General features: G+C 70.4%; 21 protein-coding genes and 1 pseudogene. 13 read left to right on the top strand and 9 right to left on the bottom strand.

Features of this window, described 5'->3' with window-relative positions:
* The first annotated feature begins 96 nt into the window (after positions 1 to 96).
* Positions 97 to 618, top strand: coding sequence for a SigE family RNA polymerase sigma factor (locus ACWD4O_RS04250; protein ID WP_451277242.1), 522 nt, complete (start codon positions 97 to 99; stop codon positions 616 to 618).
* 62 nt (positions 619 to 680) lie between these two features.
* Positions 681 to 1,124 carry a hypothetical protein gene (locus ACWD4O_RS04245; protein WP_451277240.1) on the top strand — a complete coding sequence of 148 codons (444 nt, stop codon included), beginning with the start codon at positions 681 to 683 and terminating at the stop codon, positions 1,122 to 1,124.
* Between the two features lie 201 nt (positions 1,125 to 1,325).
* Here the strand turns inward: ACWD4O_RS04245 and ACWD4O_RS04240 are convergent, their stop codons facing one another.
* A complete protein-coding gene (locus tag ACWD4O_RS04240; RefSeq protein ID WP_451277238.1) occupies positions 1,326 to 2,993 on the bottom strand; it encodes a fumarate hydratase in 1,668 nt (555 codons plus the stop codon).
* Positions 2,994 to 3,192: 199 nt separating this feature from the next.
* Between ACWD4O_RS04240 and ACWD4O_RS04235 the strand changes: the two genes are divergently transcribed.
* On the top strand, positions 3,193 to 3,888 hold the full coding sequence (locus ACWD4O_RS04235) for a DUF1707 SHOCT-like domain-containing protein (protein WP_451277236.1): 696 nt from the start codon (positions 3,193 to 3,195) through the stop codon (positions 3,886 to 3,888).
* Between the two features lie 129 nt (positions 3,889 to 4,017).
* Entirely contained in the window at positions 4,018 to 4,395 is a 378-nt protein-coding gene (locus ACWD4O_RS04230) for a WhiB family transcriptional regulator (RefSeq protein WP_351918531.1), read from the top strand.
* A 154-nt stretch (positions 4,396 to 4,549) separates the two neighbouring features.
* Here the strand turns inward: ACWD4O_RS04230 and glpX are convergent, their stop codons facing one another.
* Positions 4,550 to 5,584, bottom strand: a complete 1,035-nt coding sequence (gene glpX / locus ACWD4O_RS04225) for a class II fructose-bisphosphatase (protein ID WP_450948199.1) — start codon at positions 5,582 to 5,584, stop codon at positions 4,550 to 4,552.
* Between the two features lie 131 nt (positions 5,585 to 5,715).
* Here glpX and ACWD4O_RS04220 point away from each other — a divergent pair, with 131 nt between their 5' ends.
* Complete coding sequence (locus ACWD4O_RS04220) at positions 5,716 to 6,240, top strand: DUF4245 domain-containing protein (protein ID WP_450948200.1); 525 nt, start codon at positions 5,716 to 5,718, stop codon at positions 6,238 to 6,240.
* Positions 6,241 to 6,322: 82 nt separating this feature from the next.
* Here ACWD4O_RS04220 and ACWD4O_RS04215 read toward each other — a convergent pair whose 3' ends face one another.
* From ACWD4O_RS04215 to xseA, 3 genes are all read right to left on the bottom strand, one after another.
* The gene (locus tag ACWD4O_RS04215; RefSeq protein WP_451277233.1) at positions 6,323 to 6,913 is read right to left on the bottom strand and encodes a malonic semialdehyde reductase; all 591 of its coding nucleotides are present in this window, start codon (positions 6,911 to 6,913) and stop codon (positions 6,323 to 6,325) included.
* A 137-nt stretch (positions 6,914 to 7,050) separates the two neighbouring features.
* Positions 7,051 to 7,278: an exodeoxyribonuclease VII small subunit gene (locus ACWD4O_RS04210; RefSeq protein WP_351918539.1), complete on the bottom strand. Its 228-nt coding sequence runs from the start codon at positions 7,276 to 7,278 to the stop codon at positions 7,051 to 7,053.
* Positions 7,279 to 7,378: 100 nt separating this feature from the next.
* Positions 7,379 to 8,599: an exodeoxyribonuclease VII large subunit gene (gene xseA / locus ACWD4O_RS04205; protein ID WP_451277231.1), complete on the bottom strand. Its 1,221-nt coding sequence runs from the start codon at positions 8,597 to 8,599 to the stop codon at positions 7,379 to 7,381.
* A 92-nt stretch (positions 8,600 to 8,691) separates the two neighbouring features.
* On the opposite strand from xseA, the gene ACWD4O_RS04200 reads away from it, so the two are divergent.
* Positions 8,692 to 9,720, top strand: coding sequence for a 4-hydroxy-3-methylbut-2-enyl diphosphate reductase (locus ACWD4O_RS04200; RefSeq protein WP_451277229.1), 1,029 nt, complete (start codon positions 8,692 to 8,694; stop codon positions 9,718 to 9,720).
* A gap of 29 nt (positions 9,721 to 9,749) precedes the next feature.
* Positions 9,750 to 10,496, top strand: a complete 747-nt coding sequence (gene ppgK / locus ACWD4O_RS04195; RefSeq protein ID WP_451277227.1) for a polyphosphate--glucose phosphotransferase — start codon at positions 9,750 to 9,752, stop codon at positions 10,494 to 10,496.
* Positions 10,497 to 10,678: 182 nt separating this feature from the next.
* On the opposite strand, the gene ACWD4O_RS04190 is transcribed toward ppgK, so the two are convergent.
* The gene (locus ACWD4O_RS04190) at positions 10,679 to 11,035 is read right to left on the bottom strand and encodes a DUF6542 domain-containing protein (protein WP_451277225.1); all 357 of its coding nucleotides are present in this window, start codon (positions 11,033 to 11,035) and stop codon (positions 10,679 to 10,681) included.
* 494 nt (positions 11,036 to 11,529) lie between these two features.
* On the opposite strand from ACWD4O_RS04190, the gene ychF reads away from it, so the two are divergent.
* Entirely contained in the window at positions 11,530 to 12,618 is a 1,089-nt protein-coding gene (ychF, locus tag ACWD4O_RS04185) for a redox-regulated ATPase YchF (protein ID WP_351918548.1), read from the top strand.
* A gap of 81 nt (positions 12,619 to 12,699) precedes the next feature.
* Here the strand turns inward: ychF and ACWD4O_RS04180 are convergent, their stop codons facing one another.
* The 3 genes from ACWD4O_RS04180 to ACWD4O_RS04170 all read right to left on the bottom strand — a co-directional run bounded on the left by ACWD4O_RS04180 (position 12,700) and on the right by ACWD4O_RS04170 (position 15,566).
* Complete coding sequence (locus ACWD4O_RS04180; RefSeq protein WP_451277222.1) at positions 12,700 to 13,281, bottom strand: Uma2 family endonuclease; 582 nt, start codon at positions 13,279 to 13,281, stop codon at positions 12,700 to 12,702.
* A 170-nt stretch (positions 13,282 to 13,451) separates the two neighbouring features.
* Complete coding sequence (locus ACWD4O_RS04175; protein ID WP_451277220.1) at positions 13,452 to 14,354, bottom strand: squalene/phytoene synthase family protein; 903 nt, start codon at positions 14,352 to 14,354, stop codon at positions 13,452 to 13,454.
* Positions 14,355 to 14,381: 27 nt separating this feature from the next.
* Complete coding sequence (locus ACWD4O_RS04170; protein WP_451277218.1) at positions 14,382 to 15,566, bottom strand: serpin family protein; 1,185 nt, start codon at positions 15,564 to 15,566, stop codon at positions 14,382 to 14,384.
* 189 nt (positions 15,567 to 15,755) lie between these two features.
* Between ACWD4O_RS04170 and ACWD4O_RS04165 the strand changes: the two genes are divergently transcribed.
* The 5 genes and pseudogenes from ACWD4O_RS04165 (at position 15,756) to ACWD4O_RS04145 (ending at position 19,712) form a co-directional block, all read left to right on the top strand.
* Positions 15,756 to 17,063 (top strand): DUF4190 domain-containing protein, encoded by a 1,308-nt coding sequence (locus tag ACWD4O_RS04165; protein ID WP_451277216.1) that lies wholly within the window; start codon positions 15,756 to 15,758, stop codon positions 17,061 to 17,063.
* Between the two features lie 158 nt (positions 17,064 to 17,221).
* Entirely contained in the window at positions 17,222 to 17,974 is a 753-nt protein-coding gene (locus ACWD4O_RS04160) for a GntR family transcriptional regulator (protein ID WP_451277214.1), read from the top strand.
* Between the two features lie 417 nt (positions 17,975 to 18,391).
* Positions 18,392 to 18,559 (top strand): annotated as a pseudogene (locus ACWD4O_RS04155) (SPOR domain-containing protein); the annotation flags it as partial.
* Positions 18,560 to 18,700: 141 nt separating this feature from the next.
* Entirely contained in the window at positions 18,701 to 19,111 is a 411-nt protein-coding gene (locus ACWD4O_RS04150; protein WP_451277212.1) for a (deoxy)nucleoside triphosphate pyrophosphohydrolase, read from the top strand.
* A 193-nt stretch (positions 19,112 to 19,304) separates the two neighbouring features.
* Positions 19,305 to 19,712, top strand: a complete 408-nt coding sequence (locus tag ACWD4O_RS04145) for an ATP-binding protein (protein ID WP_451277210.1) — start codon at positions 19,305 to 19,307, stop codon at positions 19,710 to 19,712.
* The last annotated feature ends 153 nt before the right edge of the window (positions 19,713 to 19,865 follow it).

Below are 19,865 nucleotides of genomic sequence, written 5' to 3'. Positions count from 1 at the left end.
GGGTGAGTCCCGCCATGTGACTCAGGTCTCACCAGGGCCGTGCAGCAGACGAGGGGGCAGCCGCGTCGTGGAGGGGTGACAGGAAGGGAGGAGCGTGTGGAGACGGACTTCCATGAATTCGTGGCCGCTCGATCGGCCGCGTTGTTCAAGGGCGCGTTCGTCCTCACGGGAAACCGTGAGGCTGCGGAGGACCTCGTCCAGGAGACCCTGGAGAAGGCCTGCCGCAAGTGGCGCACCATCGCGGCGAAGGACGCTCCGGACGCCTACGTCCGGCGGATCATGGTGAACCTGGCCAACGACCGCTGGCGGAGATTCCGCCGCCTGACCACCGCTCCGCACCCGGAAGGCGCCGACCCGGCCGCCCCCGGGGACGAGTACGGACAGGTGGACAGCAGGGACCAGTTGGTGCGCGCACTGCAGCGACTGCCCATGCGGATGCGGACGGTCGTGGTGCTGCGGTACTTCCACGATCTCTCCGACCTCGAGATAGGGGCCGACCTCGGCGTCTCGCCGAGCACGGTCCGCTCCCAGCTCGCCCGGGGGATCGAGAAGCTGAGAAGCCAGTTCCCCGCACTCTCCGAACCTTCGCCCCAGCGGCACACGGAAGGAATCCGATGACTTCGTACGGCGACGCGCCGGCTTCCGGCCGCACACCTTTCGAACAGGAACTGATGAACGCCATGAACCTTTTCGCGAACTCCGCCGACGCCCCCGACTTCGACGCGCCCCAGATCGAGCGCCGCACCCGTCGCCGGCGGACCATCGGCATCGCCGCCGTCGCCGCCGCCCTCATCGCGGGCGGCGGGGGCACGGCCCTGGCCACCTCGGTCGCGGGAGGCAGCAAGGCCTCGGCCCCGGCGGCGACCAGCACGGCCGCCGAGAGCGACGACGCCACCACCCTGCTCTACCTCTTCAGCGACGGCACGACCACGCGGATCCCCCTCGCGGGCCACAGCCTGGACATGGCCAAGCCGCTGCTCGAAAAGACGCAGACGAAACTGGGCACCGTCACCAAGAAGGCCGTCAAGGGCTGCAAGCCGAACTCGGTGCTCGAGGTGACCCCGCACGCCCCGAAGACCATCAAGCCGGGCGACACGGTCAGCTTCACCATCTGCGCCGGCTGACCGGCCCCTGCCCCGACAACGACGCCCGCCCCTGCGCCAATCAGGGGCGGGCGTCCGTCACAGGATCACACGGTCACGCGAGGCCGGGCCCGCGCACCGGAATCGTCGTGGCATCACTCAGCCCGTCCGGCGTTTGAGGACGAGGCCCTTCGGGCCGAAGCGGGGGTCCGGGGGCGGAGCCCCCGGGCGGGGTCGACGGGGCTACGCGAGCCCCGGCCCCCGCACCGGAATCGACGTGAACGTCGGTGCGGGTGCCGGGTCCTGGAAGAAGTCGTTGCCCTTGTCGTCGACGACGACGAAGGCCGGGAAGTCCTCGACCTCGATCTTCCAGACGGCCTCCATGCCGAGCTCCTCGTACTCGACGACCTCGACCTTCTTGATGCAGTCCTGGGCGAGCCGGGCGGCGGGGCCGCCGATGGAGCCGAGGTAGAAGCCGCCGTGCGCGTCGCACGCGTCCGTGACCTGCTTGCTGCGGTTGCCCTTGGCGAGCATCACCTTGGAGCCGCCCGCGGCCTGGAACTGCTCCACGTAGGAGTCCATACGGCCGGCGGTCGTCGGCCCGAAGGAGCCGGACGCGTAGCCCTCGGGGGTCTTCGCCGGGCCCGCGTAGTACACCGGGTGGTCCTTCAGGTACTGCGGCATCCCCTCGCCCGCGTCCAGCCGCTCCTTGATCTTGGCGTGCGCGATGTCGCGGGCCACGACCAGCGGGCCGGTGAGCGAGAGCCGGGTCTTGACCGGGTACTTCGTCAGCTCGGCGAGGATCGACTCCATCGGCTGGTTCAGGTCGATCTTGACGACGTCCGACGACTCGTCGAGGTGCTCGTCCGTCGTCTCCGGCAGGAAGCGCGCCGGGTCGGTCTCCAGCTGCTCCAGGAAGACGCCCTCGGCGGTGATCTTCGCGACGGCCTGGCGGTCGGCGGAGCAGGAGACGGCGATGGCGACCGGGCAGGACGCGCCGTGCCGCGGGAGGCGCACCACGCGCACGTCGTGGCAGAAGTACTTGCCGCCGAACTGCGCGCCGATGCCGATCTTCTGCGTCAGCTCGAAGACCTTCTCCTCCAGCTCCTTGTCCCGGAATCCGTGCCCGAGCGGCGACCCCTCGGCCGGGATCTCGTCCAGGTAGTGCGCGGAGGCGTACTTCGCGGTCTTCAGCGCGTACTCGGCGGAGGTGCCGCCGACGACGATCGCCAGGTGGTACGGCGGACAGGCGGCCGTGCCCAGCGAACGGATCTTCTCCTCCAGGAACTTCATCATGGAGGCCTCGTTCAGGACGGCCTTCGTCTCCTGGTAGAGGAACGACTTGTTGGCGGAGCCGCCGCCCTTGGCCATGAACAGGAACTTGTACGCGCCGCCGTCGGTGGCGTACAGCTCGATCTGCGCCGGGAGGTTGGAGCCGGTGTTCTTCTCGTCCCACATGGTCAGCGGGGCCATCTGCGAGTAGCGCAGGTTCAGGTTCAGGTAGGCGTCGTAGATGCCGCGGCTCAGGGCCGACTCGTCGCCGCCCTCGGTGAGCACGTTCTGCCCGCGCTTGCCCATGACGATCGCGGTGCCGGTGTCCTGGCACATCGGCAGCACGCCGGCGGCCGCGATGTTCGCGTTCTTCAGCAGGTCGAGGGCCACGAACTTGTCGTTGGCCGAGGCCTCGGGGTCGTCGATGATGCGCCGCAGCTGCGCGAGGTGCGCGGGCCGCAGGTAGTGCTGGATGTCGTGGATCGCCTCCTCGGCGAGCTTGCGCAGCGCCTCCGGCTCCACCTTGAGGAACGTCCGCCCGTCGGCCTCGAAGGTGGAGACACCCTCGGCGGTCACCAGCCGGTAGGGGGTGGTGTCCTCTCCCATGGGGAGCAGATCGGTGTACGCGAACTCAGGCATCTCGCCCATTCCTCACTCGACAGACAGCGGCCGCCTCCGTTGGCGGGCGCTCACCAGCGTAGAACCTGCTTCGGACGGCGAGCTTGTGAGGTAAGGCTCAGTTCGAACGCGATCGACCTCGCCTCGACCCCGCCGCGGGTCGCCGCGGTTCACCCGACAGGGGCTATCGCGATCTATCGTGTTTGGGTACGCTGATCCCGTGGACCTTCAGAAGCAGACCGCTGCCGCCCCCACGCCGACGGCCGAGTTGCGCGCCTCGGACGCCGACCGTGACCGTGTCGCCGACATGCTCCGCGAGGCCCTCGCGGAGGGCCGGCTCACCGCCGACGAGCACGCCGAGCGCGTCGAGGGCGTACTGGCCGCCAAGACCGTCGGCGAGCTGGAGGTCTTCGTCCGGGACCTGCCGGCCGCCCATGAGGCGCGCACGACCCCCGGCCCCGCCTCCGCGCCCAGTCGACCCACCCCCGGCGCGATACCCGCCGACCCCGACGACACCGTGGTCGCGGTCTTCAGCAGCGCCGTCCGCAGAGGCCGCTGGCGTGCGGGCCGCCGCCTCCACGCGTACGCGGTCTTCGGGAGCGTCGAGATCGACCTCACCGAGGCGCTGTTCGAGTACCGGCAGGTCGTGATCAAGGCGTTCTCGGTCTTCGGCAACGTGGAGGTCCGGGTTCCGGAGAACGTCTCGCTGCGCGGCACCGGCGGCGCGGTGCTCGGGAGCTTCGAGGTGGTCTCGCTCGACTCCCCGCAGCCCGACGCCCCGGTGGTCTATGTGGACGGCTGGGCGGTGCTGGGCAACATCGAAGGCCGGCCGAAGCGCGGAAAGCTCGTCGCGGACATTCTCGATCGGGTTCAGGACAAGGTCGACAAGAGTTTGCGCAAACACCTGGACCGTTGACGGTAGTGAAGAGGGCCGGGAAGCCGGAGCGGCCGCGGTGGTTCGGAACTCAGTGCATAGGCACGCGCACAGCGGGTAGGCCTTGCTGCATCGTCTCTCGCTCGCGAAGCCGTCGTCAGGAGTAGACCCGTGCTGCAACCGCCGCATTCGTCCCTGCAGGTCGCCGCTGTACCGGCCCAGCGGGTACCAGCGCGCGACAGGGACCAAGACGCTCCCTGGCATACCGAGGCGGTGTGCCGGCGCGACGAGGCAGGCCTGTTCTTCGCCCCCTCCAAGGAGCCCACAGCCGCCCGGCTCTCCCGCGAGGAAGCGGCGAAGCGGGTCTGTGCGCGCTGCCCCGTCATGGTGGAGTGCCGCGAACACGCGCTCCTGCAACCCGAGCCCTACGGCGTCTGGGGCGGTCTCACCGCCGCCGAACGCCGAGTGGTCCTCGCCCGACGCCGTCGCCGTGACGTGGAACTGCAGAAGGCGGCCCGCACGACGGGCCGTATAGCGGCGGCGGGCTGACCGGCCCCGCACAGAAAAGGGGCGCCCCCTCCGCACCGGGGGCGCCCTGCTTCTTGTGGCTCTTGCGGTCGAGGGGCGCGGGGAGCTGCGCGATCAGCCGCTGCGGACCCGTATCCGCCGACGGTCCGTACCCTCGGCCCGGTAGGCGCCGGTGCTACTTCGCCCGGTCGAAATCGACCGCGCTGTACGCCCGCAGCTTGCTCAGCCGGTGCTCGGAGTCGATCCGACGGACCGTCCCGGACTTCGACCGCATCACGATCGAGTCGGTGGTCGCGGTCTCCGACCGGTACCGCACCCCGCGCAGCAGCTCGCCGTCGGTGATGCCGGTGGCGACGAAGAAGACGTTCTCGCCGGTCACCAGGTCCTCGGTGGTCAGCACCCGGCCGAGATCGTGCCCGGCGTCGATCGCCCGCTGCCGCTCCTCGTCGTCCTTGGGCCACAGCTTGCCCTGGATGACACCGCCCAGGCATCGCACGGCGCAGGCCGAGATGATGCCCTCGGGCGTGCCGCCGATGCCGAGCAGCAGGTCGACGCCGGTGCCCTCGCGCAGGGCCAGGATCGAGCCGGCGACATCACCGTCGGAGATCAGCTTGATCCGTGCACCGGTCGCCCGGATCTCCTCGATGATGCCTTCGTGCCGCGGCCGGTCCAGGATGACGACGGTGACGTCCTCGGGCGTGGCCCGCTTGGCCTTGGCCACGCGTCGGATGTTCACGGAGACGGGGGCGTCGATGTCGACGAAGTCGGCCGCCTCCGGCCCGGTGACCAGCTTGTCCATGTAGAACACGGCGGACGGGTCGAACATCGCGCCCCGTTCGGTGGCCGCGAGGACGGCGATCGCGTTCGGCATGCCCTTTGCCGTCAGCGTGGTGCCGTCGATCGGGTCGACCGCGATGTCGACCTCGGGCCCGGTGCCGTCGCCGACGCGCTCGCCGTTGAAGAGCATCGGGGCTTCGTCCTTCTCGCCCTCGCCGATGACGACCACGCCGTTCATCGACACGGTGGAGACGAGGGTCCGCATGGCGCGCACCGCGGCGCCGTCGGCGCCGTTCTTGTCGCCGCGCCCCACCCAGCGGCCGGCGGCCATGGCGGCGGCTTCGGTCACCCGGACCAGCTCGAGGGCGAGGTTGCGGTCGGGGGCCTCGGAGGGGACATCGAGTTCGGACGGCAAGTGATGATGCTCGGTCATCGGAGCGCACCTTTCTGACTGATACGACGACGGCCGGATGAGGGTTCGATCCCCGACTCTATCGTCAGTCCGACAAAATGAGCAGGGGACCCCACGGATGAGCGCACCGGGCACCTGCGACGATAGGGGGCGTGGCAGGTTCGAACGGCAAGCAGAAGACGGCCCGGGACATGATCCTCTCCCTGGGCGTGATCATGATCGCGGCGGGCGTCATATACCTCTTCGTCCCGCACGACGATCGCGCTCCCGACGTCAAAAGGGTCGACTACCGCGTCGAGCTCCTCACGGCGCGCCGCGCGGCGTCGTACCCGGTGGCCGCGCCCGAGGGCCTGCCCGACACCTGGAAGGCGACCTCGGTGCGCTTCAAGGGTGACGACTTCGACGCCTGGCACCTCGGTTTCCACGCCCCCGACGGGGAGTACGTGACGATCGAGCAGTCCACTCAGAAGCGCTCGCAGTTCATCGACCAGGCCAGCCAGGGCTCGACCGCGACGAAGGTCACCGAGCAGATCGGCGGCCGCACCTGGACCCGCTACACCGGCGGCCGCTACGACGCGCTCGTCCTGCAGGACGCCGAGGGCTCCACCACGGTGGTCGCGGGCACGGGCTCCTTCGCGCAGCTGTCGACGATGGCCGGCGCGCTGAAGCTGGCCTGAACCTCCGAGCGCACAGGTCATGGCTGAGGCCCCCGGCGGGATCGCCGGGGGCCTCAGCCGTGCAGACCGCTCGCCGTGTGGGTCAGACGGTGGTGACGACCTCGTCGTACGCCAGGCGCGGGGAGCGCGGGTACGAGGCGCCCTCGCCCGGCTTGCCGATGTTGACGACCATCAGCGGGGTGTGGTCGTCGTCCAGGAACTCCTTGCGGACGCCCTCGAAGTCCAGACCGCTCATCGGGCCGGCGGCGAGGCCCGCGGCGCGGACGCCGATGATGAAGTACGCGGCCTGGAGGGCGGCGTTGACCTTGGCGGAGCCCTCACGGGCGGCGCGCTCACCGAAGAACAGGTCCTTGGCCTGGGGGAAGGCCGGGAACAGGGTCGGCAGCTCCTCGTGGAACTCGTTGTCCGCGGAGAGGATCGCGACCAGCGGGGCGGTGGCGGTCTTGGCCTGGTTGCCCTCGGCCATGTGCTGCACCAGGCGCTCGCGGGCCTCGGCGGAGCGGACCAGGGTGATGCGCAGCGGGGTCTGGTTGAACGCCGTCGGGCCGTACTTGACCAGGTCGTAGATCGCCTGGATCTGCTCGTCGGTCACCGGCTCGTCGGTGAAGGTGTTCGCGGTGCGGGCCTCGCGGAACAGCAGGTCCTGGGCGGCGGCGTCAAGAGCGAGAGGCATGCGTGGACTTCCTTTGGTGCGCGTCCGGATCCGGGCTGCCGGACCGGCTGACGTCCACGACGGTACGCGAGAGATGTTCAAGGTTCAACAAAACTCGGGTGTGCAGTGACCGCCCTCACAGCTGTCGTCCCGCGCGCCTACTTGTCCCCGCCTTCTTCTTCCTCCTCCTCGGCGAGCGCCGCGTCCAGCCGGGCCCGTGCGCCCTCCAGCCAGCGCCGGCACACCTTGGCCAGCTCCTCACCGCGCTCCCAGAGCGCGAGGGACTCCTCCAGAGTGGTGCCGCCCGCCTCCAGTCGCCGTACGACCTCGATCAGCTCGTCGCGCGCCTGCTCGTACCCGAGGGTTTCCTCGACCTTGCCCGTCATGCACCCCGTCCTAGTTGTCATTGCCCTGGTCCGTCGCCGGCTCCGGTCGTCGCCGGCTCCGGAAGTCGTCAGCGCTGGTCGTCGCCGGCTCTGGAAGCCGTCAGTTCTGGTCGTCGTTGTCGACCCGAACGGTGAACTCGCCCTCGGCGACCCGTGCGCGCAGCGTCTCGTCCGCCGCCACCTCGTCCGGATCCCGGACCACGTGGCCGTCGGCCCTCTGCAGCACCGCGTACCCCCGCTTCAGCGTCGCGGCCGGCGAGAGGGCCACCACACGCGCGTGCGTGTGCGTCAGCTCCGAGTCGGCCCGGTCCAGAAGGTGCCCGACCGTGCGCCGGGAACGGCCGACGAGCGAGGCGACCTGATCGGCCCGTTCGTCGATCATCCGATGCGGATCCTGTATCGCGGGCCGCGCGAGCGCGTGGGCCAGCCCGCGCTCCTCCCGCTCCACGAACGCCTCCGCACACCGGCGCGCCCGCCCGCGCAGCATCCGCACCCGCTCCAGCTCCTCGCCGACGTCCGGCACCACCTTCTTCGCGGCGTCGGTCGGCGTCGAGGCGCGCAGGTCGGCCACATGGTCGAGCAGCGGGTTGTCCGGCTCGTGCCCGATCGCCGAGACGAGCGGCGTACGGCAGGCCGCGACCGCCCGGACCAGCTGCTCGTCCGAGAACGGCAGCAGATCCTCCACGCTTCCGCCGCCCCGCGCGACGATGATCACGTCCACCTCCTCCAGGGCGTCCAGCTCCTTCACCGCCTGGACGACCTGCGTCACCGCGTGCACGCCCTGGACGGCCACGTTGCGCACCTCGAAGCGGACGGCGGGCCAGCGGTGCCGGGCGTTCTCCAGGACGTCCCGCTCGGCCGCGGAGGCCCGCCCGCACACCAGCCCGATGAGCTGCGGCAGAAAAGGCAGCGGCTTCTTCCGTGCGGGCGAGAAGAGCCCCTCCGAGGCCAGCGACTTCTTCAGCTGCTCCAGCCGCGCCAGCAGCTCACCGACGCCCACCGGCTTGATCTCCACGGCCCGCAGCGACAGCTGGCCGCGCGGCGCGTACCACTCCGGCTTCGCATGGACGACGACCCGCGCGCCCTCGCCCACGACGTCCGCCACCGCGTCGAACACCTGCCGGTAGCAGGTCACGCCCACGGAGATGTCGTGCGACGGGTCCCGCAGCGTCAGGAACACGACGCCGGCACCCGGACGCCGCGACAACTGGGTGATCTGCCCCTCGACCCACACCGCGCCGAGCCGGTCGATCCAGCTTCCGATGAGCCGCGAGACCTCGCCGACGGGCAACGGGGCGTCCGCGGACGTGTTCACAGCCATGCGCCCGAGAGTAACGGCCACGACTGACAACGCAGTGGACGCGAACCATTCACCCCGGCGGGGATCTTCGACCCCCTGGACACGGCCTTACGATGGGACGCATGACTGCTTCGCCTGGCCGCCGCCGTGTCCTGCTCGCCGCTCCCCGGGGCTACTGCGCGGGCGTCGACCGCGCCGTGATCGCCGTCGAGAAGGCCCTGGAGCAGTACGGGGCCCCGGTCTACGTCCGGCACGAGATCGTCCACAACAAGTACGTCGTGCGGACCCTGGAGAAGAAGGGCGCCATCTTCGTCGAACGGACGGAGGAGGTCCCGCCGGGCAACATCGTCATGTTCTCGGCGCACGGCGTCGCCCCGGTCGTCCACGAGGAGGCCGCGCGCGGGCAGCTCGCCACCATCGACGCGACCTGCCCGCTGGTCACCAAGGTCCACAAGGAAGCCGTCCGCTTCGCCAACGAGGACTACGACATCCTCCTGATCGGGCACGAGGGCCACGAGGAGGTCATCGGCACCTCCGGCGAGGCGCCCGACCACATCCAGCTCGTCGACGGCCCGGCGGACGTCGCCAAGGTCGAGGTCCGCGACCCGTCGAAGATCGTGTGGCTCTCCCAGACCACCCTCTCGGTCGACGAGACGATGGAGACGGTCGACGCCCTCAAGGAGAAGTTCCCGCAGCTCATCTCCCCGCCCAGCGACGACATCTGCTACGCCACGCAGAACCGTCAGCTCGCGGTGAAGCAGATGGGCGCGGAGGCGGAGCTGGTGATCGTGGTCGGCTCCCGCAACTCCTCGAACTCCGTACGGCTGGTCGAGGTCGCCAAGCTGGCCGGCTCCCGCGCGGCCTACCTGGTGGACTTCGCGAGCGAGATCGACGAGGCCTGGCTGGAGGGCGTCACCACGGTCGGCGTCACCTCCGGGGCCTCCGTCCCGGAGATCCTCGTCGAGGAGGTCCTGGCCTGGCTCACCGAGCGCGGCTACGGAGACGTCGAGCTGGTCAAGGCCGCCGAGGAGCACATCACCTTCTCGCTGCCCAAGGAACTCCGCCGTGACCTGCGCGAAGAGGCTGCGGCACTGGTCGCCGGGCGCGGCGGCAGCGGTGCCGCGGGAGCCTCGACTGAGTGACTGTCAGTCGATCGTCGTAACGTAGGGCCATGCAGATCTTCGGCGTGGACATCGGTGGATCCGGGATCAAGGGCGCCCCGGTGGACCTGGACAAAGGCGACCTGGCTCAGGAGCGCCTGAAAGTGCTCACCCCGCACCCGGCGACGCCCGAGAGCGTCGCCGACGGGGTCAAGCAGGTCGTGGAGCACTTCGGCTGGACCGGCCCCGTGGGCCTGACCTTCCCCGGCGTGGTCACCGGCGGATCCACCATCCGTACGGCGGCCAACGTCGACAAGAGTTGGATCGACACGGACGCGCGCGCGTTGTTCGGCGAGCGCCTGGGCGGCCTGCCGGTGACGATGGTCAACGACGCGGACGCGGCGGGTGTGGCCGAGATGGCCTTCGGGGCCGGCCGCGACCGCAGCGGCACGGTGATCCTGCTGACCTTCGGCACGGGCATCGGCAGCGCCCTCTTCGTGGACGGTGTGCTCGTCCCCAACACAGAGCTGGGCCACCTTGAGCTGCACGGCCACGACGCCGAGAAGCGCGCCAGCAGCAAGGCCAAGGAGGACGGCGAGCTGACATGGGAGCACTGGGCGCACCGCGTCCAGAAGTACCTCGACCATGTCGAGATGCTCTTCTCGCCCGAGCTGTTCATCATCGGCGGCGGCGTCAGCCGTAAGTCGGAGAAGTTCCTGCCCTTCATCGAGGGCATCAAGGCGGACATCGTCCCGGCCCAGCTGCAGAACAACGCGGGGATCGTGGGGGCGGCGATGCACGCGGCGAAGGGGTACTGAGCGCTTCGCTGGAAGTGCCGCGATGTGCCGTCGTTCCGCTGCGGCGCCATCGTGGCTGGTCGCTCCCCCACTCTCGGCTGCGCTCGAGCGGGGGGACCCCCACCGCGGCGGAGCCGCAAGTCGATGCGGCCCCGCGCCCCTTCAGGGCGCTGCCGAACCGCAGCCGACTTCGCCCGACCCGCTTAGGGCCTGTCCTTGCGCGGCTGCCGAGCACGTACGGCGTGCCGGCGGGCCGCCGCCCGGCGCAGGCCGCGCGCCAGGATGGTCAGCGCGGCCATGAGCGTCCCCCCGTAGAGCCAGCCGACCTGTGTGGCCAGCGCCGTCACCAGCCCCATCAGCCGGGCCCCGAACCCGTGCCCGCCCTCGGCCACGGGCAGCAGCCCGACGGTGAAGGCGATCGGCACGACCACGGGCGCGGAGAGCAGGTCGCCGCCGCGCACCCACAGGGCGGTCAGCAGGCACACCGGCAGGAACAGCACGCCGTACGCCGTCAGCGAGGACCCGAACAGCAGCTGGTCCAGGCACCCCAGCACGAACATCAGCGCACTGCTGAAGAGCCCGGCGCCAAATCCGGTGAGCCGTGGATTGGGCACCCGTAGCCCGGCAGGCCCGGCCGAGGGCCGCACGGGGGCGGTACCGGCGGCACCGGCGGGACCGCTCCGAGGGGCGGCAGGGCGTGGCTGCTGCCGACGGCCCCGCTCCTCCCGCCCGGCGGCCTGGGGCGGAAGGGGCGGCACGGACGGAAGGGCCGGAAGGGGCGGCGTCGGGTCGCGTCGGGTGGCGCCTCGGCTCGGCGGACGGGTCCTGTGTTGCTCCACTGGACCAACTTAGGTCGGTTTATGTGCCGAATCGGGTGTCGGACACGCCGGGGGCCCGAGCTTGGCCATCCGCCCGCGCTTGGCCATCCGTTCGACAGGTCCGCCGGGCCGCGTCCGGGTACGCCGTAAACTGGTGGCCCGGTCGGCCCTCCGCCCCCTGGCCCTCGCCTCGAGGGAACCGGCCCCCTGGCCCTCTCACTACGGGAAGTCGCAACGTGTCGCTCACGATCGGAATCGTCGGCCTGCCGAATGTCGGCAAGTCGACCCTGTTCAACGCCCTGACCAAGAACGACGTGCTGGCGGCCAACTACCCGTTCGCCACGATCGAGCCGAACGTCGGGGTGGTCGGCGTCCCCGACGCGCGCCTCACGAAGCTGGCCGAGATCTTCTCCTCCCAGCGGATCCTCCCGGCGACGGTCGACTTCGTCGACATCGCGGGCATCGTGCGCGGCGCGAGCGAGGGCGAGGGCCTGGGCAACAAGTTCCTCGCGAACATCCGCGAGTCCGACGCGATCTGCCAGGTCATCCGCGCCTTCAAGGACGAGAACGTCGTCCACGTCGACGGCAAGGTCTCGCCGAAGGACGACATCGAGACGATCAACACCGAGCTGATCCTCGCGGACCTCCAGACGATCGAGAAGGTCCTGCCCCGCCTCCAGAAGGAGTCGCGGATCAAGAAGGACGTCGTCCCGAAGGTCGCGGCCGTCGAGGCGGCGAAGGAGATCCTGGAGAAGGGCGACACGCTGTTCTCCGCGGGCATCGCCCAGGGCTCCGGCAAGGAGGAGCTCCTGCACGACCTGCACCTCCTGACCACCAAGCCGTTCCTCTACGTCTTCAACGTCGACGAGGACGAACTGGTCGACGAGGACTTCAAGACCGAGCAGCGCGCCCTGGTCGCCCCCGCCGAGGCGATCTTCCTCAACGCCAAGCTGGAGCAGGACCTCGCCGAGCTGGACGAGGAGGACGCGATGGAACTCCTGGAGTCGGTCGGCGCGGAGGAGCCCGGCCTGGCCACCCTCGCCCGCGTCGGCTTCAACACCCTCGGTCTGCAGACCTACCTCACGGCAGGCCCCAAGGAATCCCGCGCCTGGACCATCAAGAAGGGCGCCACCGCCCCCGAGGCCGCCGGCGTCATCCACACCGACTTCCAGAAGGGCTTCATCAAGGCGGAGGTCATCTCCTTCGCCGACCTGGTGGAGACCGGCTCGGTCGCCGAGGCCCGAGCAAAGGGCAAGGCCCGCATGGAGGGCAAGGACTACGTCATGCAGGACGGGGACGTGGTGGAGTTCCGCTTCAACGTGTAGTCGTCTGCAGGTCAGAAGGGGTCGGACTCCGGCGAGTCCGACCCCTTCTCCGTTTCCCGTGCCGACTTGGTGCTTGACTCTTCAGCTGCTTCGGGGCGGTGCGAGCTTGCCCAGGTCGAGGCTGATCTCGAAGGGTACCGGGCGCCGGAGCGAGCCCCGGAAGATGCCGGCGGGCGCGTAGGCGTGGGTGGGTTCGTCGAGCTCGTAGACGTGTACGACGGGTGCGCCGTCCTCGTCCTCGATGCACCAGTAGTGCGGGATGCCGGCCTCCGCGTACTTGCGGAGCTTGACAGTGCGGTCGCGGTGGGCGGATTCGGGGGACACGACCTCGATGACGAGTCGAACTTCCTCTGGTGCGAACCAGGTCCGGTCACCGTCGAAGTCGGCCGTCGTCACCAGCAGATCCGGTTCGGGCCGGTTGCGCTGGTCGAGCTTGATGGTCATCTCGCGGCCGACTCTGGTGTCGGCAGGAGCCTGCTCCATGAGGGCGACCGTGAGCATGGTGACGAGGTGGCCATGCCACCACCTCTGCGGCGACATCATGAAGACGAGGGCTCCGTCGATCAGCTCGGTGTGGCGGGGTGCCTCGGGGAGGCGGTCGAGGTCCTCCGCGAACCAGCCGTCCGCGCGCGGAGGGCGCATCCAGTCGGGCAGTGCGGTCATGGCTTCACAGTAGCGGGCCGCAGCTCAAGCTGGAGAGCCAACGATCCCGGCCCTCACAGAGAAGGTGCAACGCGAGCGGGCGGAGCCGTACGTCATCGTCGACATCAGGCCCCGTATCCCTGGGGCATCTGGCTGCTCCGGGGTGCTGGGTAAAAATCGATTTCCTCTGATCAGCGTTGTCCGCGGGCCCTGCGGCGGGCGTCTCGCAGTGCTCGTAGGGTGCCCGGCAGCGGTGGGTTCGCGGAGCCCTGGAGGAGGGCGGCGCCGCGGGTCAGGGCCGCGTCTGCGGTCAGGAGTTCGATGTCGATCACCGCGGCCAGCAGGGCCTGGTGGGGGGCCGCGACCAGGGTGGGCAGTTCGCGGGCTGTGTGCAGGGCCTCGCGGGCGGTTTCGACCTCGTGGGTCACCAGTTCGCCCAGGGCCGGTGACTGCACGCCTGCCGTGAGGTCCTCCATCGACACCGAGAAGCGTTCCAGGGTCTGGATCGGGATGCCCAGGTGGCCTTCCCGCAGGTCCTCGGCCAGGTCGTTGACGAAGTCCAGCCGTTGGCTGCCGTCGATGAACGTCCGGCACAGCGCCCGGTAGCGGCCGGCGTCGGTCTCCGGTTCCAGCAGTACGGCGACCAGCCAGAAGGCGGGCAGCGAGTAGGCGTCCACATAGGCCTGGTAGTCGGACTCGGCGGTGAAGCCATCGAAGTCCAGGTCGGTGTCGGCCGTGGACAGGTACTCCTCCAGCGCCGGCCGCAGACGCGGGTTGTCGGCGATGGTGTGCAGCAGCGCGCGGATCAGGGGGACCTCGGCCTCGCCCGTCTCCAGCGCCTTGCGCAGCTGCTGCTCCCAGGACGCCCAGGCCGCGATCCGCTGTGGCTTCGGGCCGGTGTCCAGGAGATTGTCGCTGTGGTGCATCACGGCCGTCGCGGCCACCACGTGGGGCAGCACGGGCCGTGGCAGCAGCAGTCGGGCCGCCAGGTAGGAACTGCGGCGGGCGCGTGCGACGAGTCGTCGCTGGGCGGTGTAGTCGCGGCGCAGCTGCGGCTCCCTGATCCCGGCCGCGTCCAGGCTCTGCTTCCACATGTTCAACTCCGTCTGTCTGTCTGCCGGTCAGCGGAAGGGCTTCGGTTCCGTGACCCACCCTGCCGCCAGTACCAGTCGGGAGTGGCGGTGCAGGGCGAGGAAGCCGAAGGGGCGGTCGAAGCGGGCTCTGAGCCTGGTGGTGACCCAGCGGAGCTGGGGTACCGCACCGGCTCCGACGGGGGCGAAGGCCGTCACCGCGGACGCTCGGAAGCCCTTCGCGCCGAACTCCGCCATCGCGGACTGCCGAGCCGAACCGATGGCCAGCGGGAGAGCGCTGATGCCGGGGAAGTGCCCCTCCTCGGCGTCCCGGGCGGTCGTCAGGCCGAACAGTTCGTGGCGCGCGAGCAGATCGTGGTCGGCGGTGATGCCGAACGCCGCCGTCATGACGTCCAGCGTCGGCGGGTCGGGCGTCATGGAGCGCACCTTCTCGACGCGCAGGCCGGGACCGACGTCCCCGTAGGGGAGCATCGGGCCGGGTATCACCGGGTGCCGGCCGGCGAGCAGGCCCACCCCCGCGCCCAGCACCTGGCCCGGCGTCATCTGCTGCTCGCCGAGGAGCAGATGGACGTCGATGCCGTCGGTGCCGAACACCTTCAGCTCGGTGACGTGTCCGTCGGGTGTGTCCGCGACGCCGATGCGGTCCAGCAGGAGGGTCTGGCGTCGCAGGCCGAGCAGCGTGGGGTCGGTCCGGCCGGGCCAGTGCGGGCTGTACAGGGGGACCTCGTCGAAGGGGCGCAGCCACTTCGTCCGCAGGGTCAGTGCGCTCGCCAGCACCATCTCGGTGTCGTCCGTCAACACGACCGGCATCCGCTCGATCAGCCCGCCGGTCCGCTTCGCCGCCCAGGCGTTCAGGGCCTTCTGGTCGGCGACCGGGTCGGCCGTCAGCACGCCGTGCGCCTCGGCCGGCAGCCCCGCCTCCCAGGCCTCGCGCAGTTCCAGGGTGCGCTTGGTCCACAGCCCCAGGGCCGTGTCGAGACCGCGCATCGACGCCATCGTGGCGAGCAACTCCCGTGCCGCGGGGGCGGCTTCGCCGGCCGGCATGCCGAGGGCCTCCGCCAGCTCCTTGCGCGCCTGGCCCGTCGCCCCGTCCGCGAAGAACGCCAGCAGCGGCCACACCCCCGCGGCCGAGAGGACCGAGCCCTCGTCCACGACCCCGGCCCATCGGCCGGTCAGCGCGTTGACCGCCCGGATCGTTGCTTTCGTGACCGCCATTCCGCCCGCCCCCGCTCGTACCGCGCTTACGATGCGCCCAGTCGTACACCAGTCCAGCGCAACTGTCAGAACCCCCTGTCAGACTGGCCCGAGCACCCGAACGGCCAGCCGTCTTGACAGCCGTTCCGACAACTGACCGACAACCGCCTGACAACTGCCTGAACCGTCTGAACCAGGAGCACGGTACTCGTGTCCATACCCCCGCCTCCCGGGCCCCACCAGCCCCAGGACCCGTACCAGCCTCCGCAGCCGCAGAGCCCGTACCCGGGAAGCCCGTATCCGCAGGACCCCTTCGCCCCGCCCCCGCCCGCGCCCGCCCCGTACGCCCAAGGGCCGCAGGGACCGTACGGGCCGCACGGCCCGCAGGGGCCGTACCCGCAGGCTCCCTACGGGATGGCGCCCTACCCGGGCTGGGGTCAGGCGTACCACCCCTACGGGCAGCCCTCGCAGATCAACGGCGTGGCCATCGCCTCCCTCGTCCTCGGCATCCTCTGCTTCCTGCCGGCCGTCGGCCTGGTCCTCGGGATCATCGCGCTGGTGCAGATCAAGAAGAAGGGCGAGCGCGGCAAGGGGATGGCGTTCGCCGGCTCGATCCTGTCCTCCGTCGGACTCGCGCTGTGGGTCCTGGCGTTGGCCACGGGCGGCGCTTCCGACTTCTGGGAAGGGTTCAAGGAGGGCGCGAGCGCCAACTCCAGCTTCTCGCTCGCCAAGGGCGACTGCTTCGACGTGCCGGGCAAGACCTTCGACGAGGACGTCTACGACGTCGACGAGGTGGCCTGCTCCGGTGAGCACGACGCCGAGGTGTTCGCGTCCGTCCCGCTGTCCGGCAGCGACTACCCGGGCGACGACCGCGTCACCGACGTGGCCGACGACAAGTGCTTCGAGCTCGAGGACGCCTACGCGATGGACCCGTGGGCGCTGACCGACGAGGTCGACGTCTACTACCTCACGCCCACCTCCGAGAGCTGGGCATGGGGCGACCGCGAGATCACCTGCGTCTTCGCCAACGTGGACGAGAGCAAGACCCTGACCGGCTCGCTGCGCGCCGACGAGACGACCCTGGACGCCGACCAGTTGGCCTTCCTCAAGGCGATGGCCACCGTCGACGAGGTGCTCTTCGAGGAGCCGGAGGAGTACGCCGAGGAGGACCTGGAGAGCAACCGGACCTGGGCCGGGGACACCGGGGACGTGACCGGCGCGCAGGCGCTCGCGCTGGGTGCGCACAGCTGGTCCGCGGCGGCCGCGGAGCCCGTCGGGGCGCTGGTGAAGGACATGCAGACCGCGAGCAAGGAGTGGGCGGCGGCGGAGAAGGCCACCGACGCCGACGGCTTCTACGAGCACTACGACACCGCCTACGAGTACGTCGACGGCGACACCACCGTCACCGCACGCGAGGCTCTGGGGCTGGCCACCACGCCGCCCACCTACGACGAGGACTCCGGCGGCGGGAGCGGCGACACGGGCGGGGGCGACAGCGACAGCGGGCTGGATGTGTGATCGCGTCCGCAGGGGGGAGAAAGCGGGGAGAAAGTGCCTGGCTAATGCATTTCCCGGGCACTTGTCATCACATCGAGTGATTCTCTGGCCTTTGCTTGCACGGCACAACCCACGGTTGCCAGGCTGTAGCTGTCTGTACAACCTGATGGGAGTGGCCAGTGACATTCGGTGAGCAGCCGGCGTATCTGCGTGTCGCGGGTGATCTCCGCAAGAAGATCGCCGACGGGTCGCTGCCACCGCACACCCGCCTTCCCTCACAGGCGAGAATCCGCGAGGAGTACGGGGTCTCCGACACCGTGGCCCTCGAGGCGCGCAAGGTGCTGATGGCGGAGGGGCTGGTCGAGGGCCGTTCCGGTTCGGGAACGTATGTGCGCGAGCGGCCCGTGCCGCGCCGGATCTCCCGCTCCGGCTATCGCCCCGTCAGCGGTGCCACGCCGTTCCGTCAGGAGCAGGCGGAGGCGCACACGCGGGGCACGTGGGAGTCCAGCAGCGAGCAGGTCGAGGCGGGCGTCGCGGTCGCGGAGCGGCTGGGCATCCAGGCGGGCGACCGTGTGATGTGCACGAAGTACGTCTTCCGGGAGGCCGGCGAGGTGATGATGCTGTCCACCTCGTGGGAGCCCCTCGCCGTCACCGGCCGCACGCCGGTCATGCTGCCCGAGGAGGGCCCGCTCGGCGGCATGGGCGTCGTCGAGCGGATGCGGGCGATCGACGTCATCGTCGACAACGTCACCGAGGAGGTGGGGGCCCGTCCCGGTCTCGCCGAGGAACTGCTCGCCCTCGGCGGCGTTCCGGGGCATGTCGTCCTGGTCGTGCAGCGCACGTACTACGCCTCGGGCCGCCCGGTCGAGACGGCCGACGTGGTGATTCCGGCGGACCGCTACCGGGTCGCGTACCACCTGCCGGTGAAGTAGCCCCGCCGGAGCGGGCGGGGAGGGGTGGGGAGGGTCGGGGGAGTGGGCAGGGGCGGTAGCGCATTCGCTCGGACGGCGCACACCCTTCCGGCAGTTGCCCCTGGTATCCGCGTGCTGCGGGCCTGTCCCCGGGCCGTCGGGATTCGGTCGTTTCCGGTCGTTCTCGCAGGTCGCTCGGTACGTGCAAAGAACCCCGCCAACCGGACGCATTGCGGCGCGCGGACGGCGCGTTCGGCCCCGTGCGCCCCCTGCGTCTTGGCTGGTTGCGTACCTCTTTGTGCAAAGCCGTGTTCGGTGCGTAAAGGTAAGGCGTACGCTCGGGCATATGCGGATTGCGGTTTCCTTGGCAGGCGGTGCGCGAGGCGTGCCGCGGACGGGATCCGGGCAGGCCGGGGCGAGAAGGGGGCGTGGGGCGCGATGAACGACAGCACCATCTCTCTGCCTTGGCATGTCATACGGCAGGACGACAACGGCAACCGGTACCGCGTGGGCCGGTACGCGACCCGGGCCGAGGCCCAGAAGATCGCGGACAGCCTCGATGCCCGCGGCCACAAGCAGCTCTACTGGGTCGAGCGGGTGGGCCAGGGCGTGGGCCAGGGTCCGACCCCGGCGCAGGCGCAGCCTCAGACGCAACCCCAGGCCCCGGCCCAGGCGCAGAACGGGGGAGACGGCGCCCGGAGCTGACGTGCCCGGAGCCGGCGTGTCCGGTCCCGTAGGCTCCGGCGCATGACGGAACGGATCGTGGTGGTCGGAGCCGCCCTGCTCGACGGCGGCCGCCTGCTCGCCGCGCGCCGCAGCGCACCCCCGGAACTCGCCGGACGCTGGGAACTGCCCGGCGGCAAGGTCGAGAAGGGCGAGGCCCCCGAGGCTGCCCTCGTGCGCGAACTGCGCGAGGAACTCGGCGTGGAGGCGGAGACCGTCGAGCGCATCCCCGGCGAGTGGCCCCTCAGGCCGCCCTATGTCCTCCAGGTGTGGACCGCCCGCCTGCGCCCGGGCTCCCCCGCCGCCCGGCCGCTCCAGGACCACGACGCGCTGCGCTGGCTCACCCCGGACGACATCTGGGACGTCGACTGGCTGGACCAGGACGTCCCCGCGGTACGCGAAACCCTCACGAGGCTCCCCACCCGGACCCGCTGAGCGATCCGGTCGCCCCCAGGGCGCGCGCGACGGTCCCGGTTCGCCCCGGGGGCGCGTTGATCGCCGAGTGGGGCGGACGGTACGCCGTTTGTGCCACTGTGCGCCCTGTCTTGCGGTACTGGCCCGCGGATATCGGGTATGTGCTCCTTAACCCTATGAAATCGGACATGGGGTCTACTCGCTGGCCTGGGAAGTGATCGGCGTGATCGACACCGAAGGCGACCGCGCCGAGTGGACGTTCCCCGCGGAGCCCGGTGCCGTGCGCACCGCCCGCAGTGCCGTCCGGAACCAGTTGCGCGGCTGGGGCCTCGACAGCCTGGGCGACATCACGGCTCTGCTGGTCAGTGAGCTGGTCACCAATGCGTTGCGGCACGCGAGGGGCCCCATCGGGGTCCGGCTGGTCCGCCCCGCGGGCCTGGCCGACGTGCTGCTGGTCGAGGTCTCCGACTCGCTGCCGGACCCGCCCCGCGAGCGCGTCGCCCGGCCCGAGGACGAGAGCGGGCGCGGGCTGCAGCTGGTGGCCTCCTCCTCGCGCCGCTGGGGCACCCGGCCCGGGGACACCGGAAAGACGGTGTGGTTCGAACTCGCGGTGCCGGGTTGACGGCGCGTGACGCGGGGATGAGCCCGGTGTACAGCGGGGGCGGCGGTGTCGTCCGTCCGGTTCTGGTCGCCGACCGGTTGTGGAAGGTGTGATTCGACGACGTGTCCGCTGGTTAGAAGACTGGAAGTGTTGTCGCGGAACGGGCCAAAAAAC

Source organism: Streptomyces sp. NPDC002623 (genome assembly GCF_053592635.1).
The sequence above is the reverse complement of the archived record's forward strand: the minus strand, read 5'-3'. Positions and strand labels throughout refer to the sequence as shown.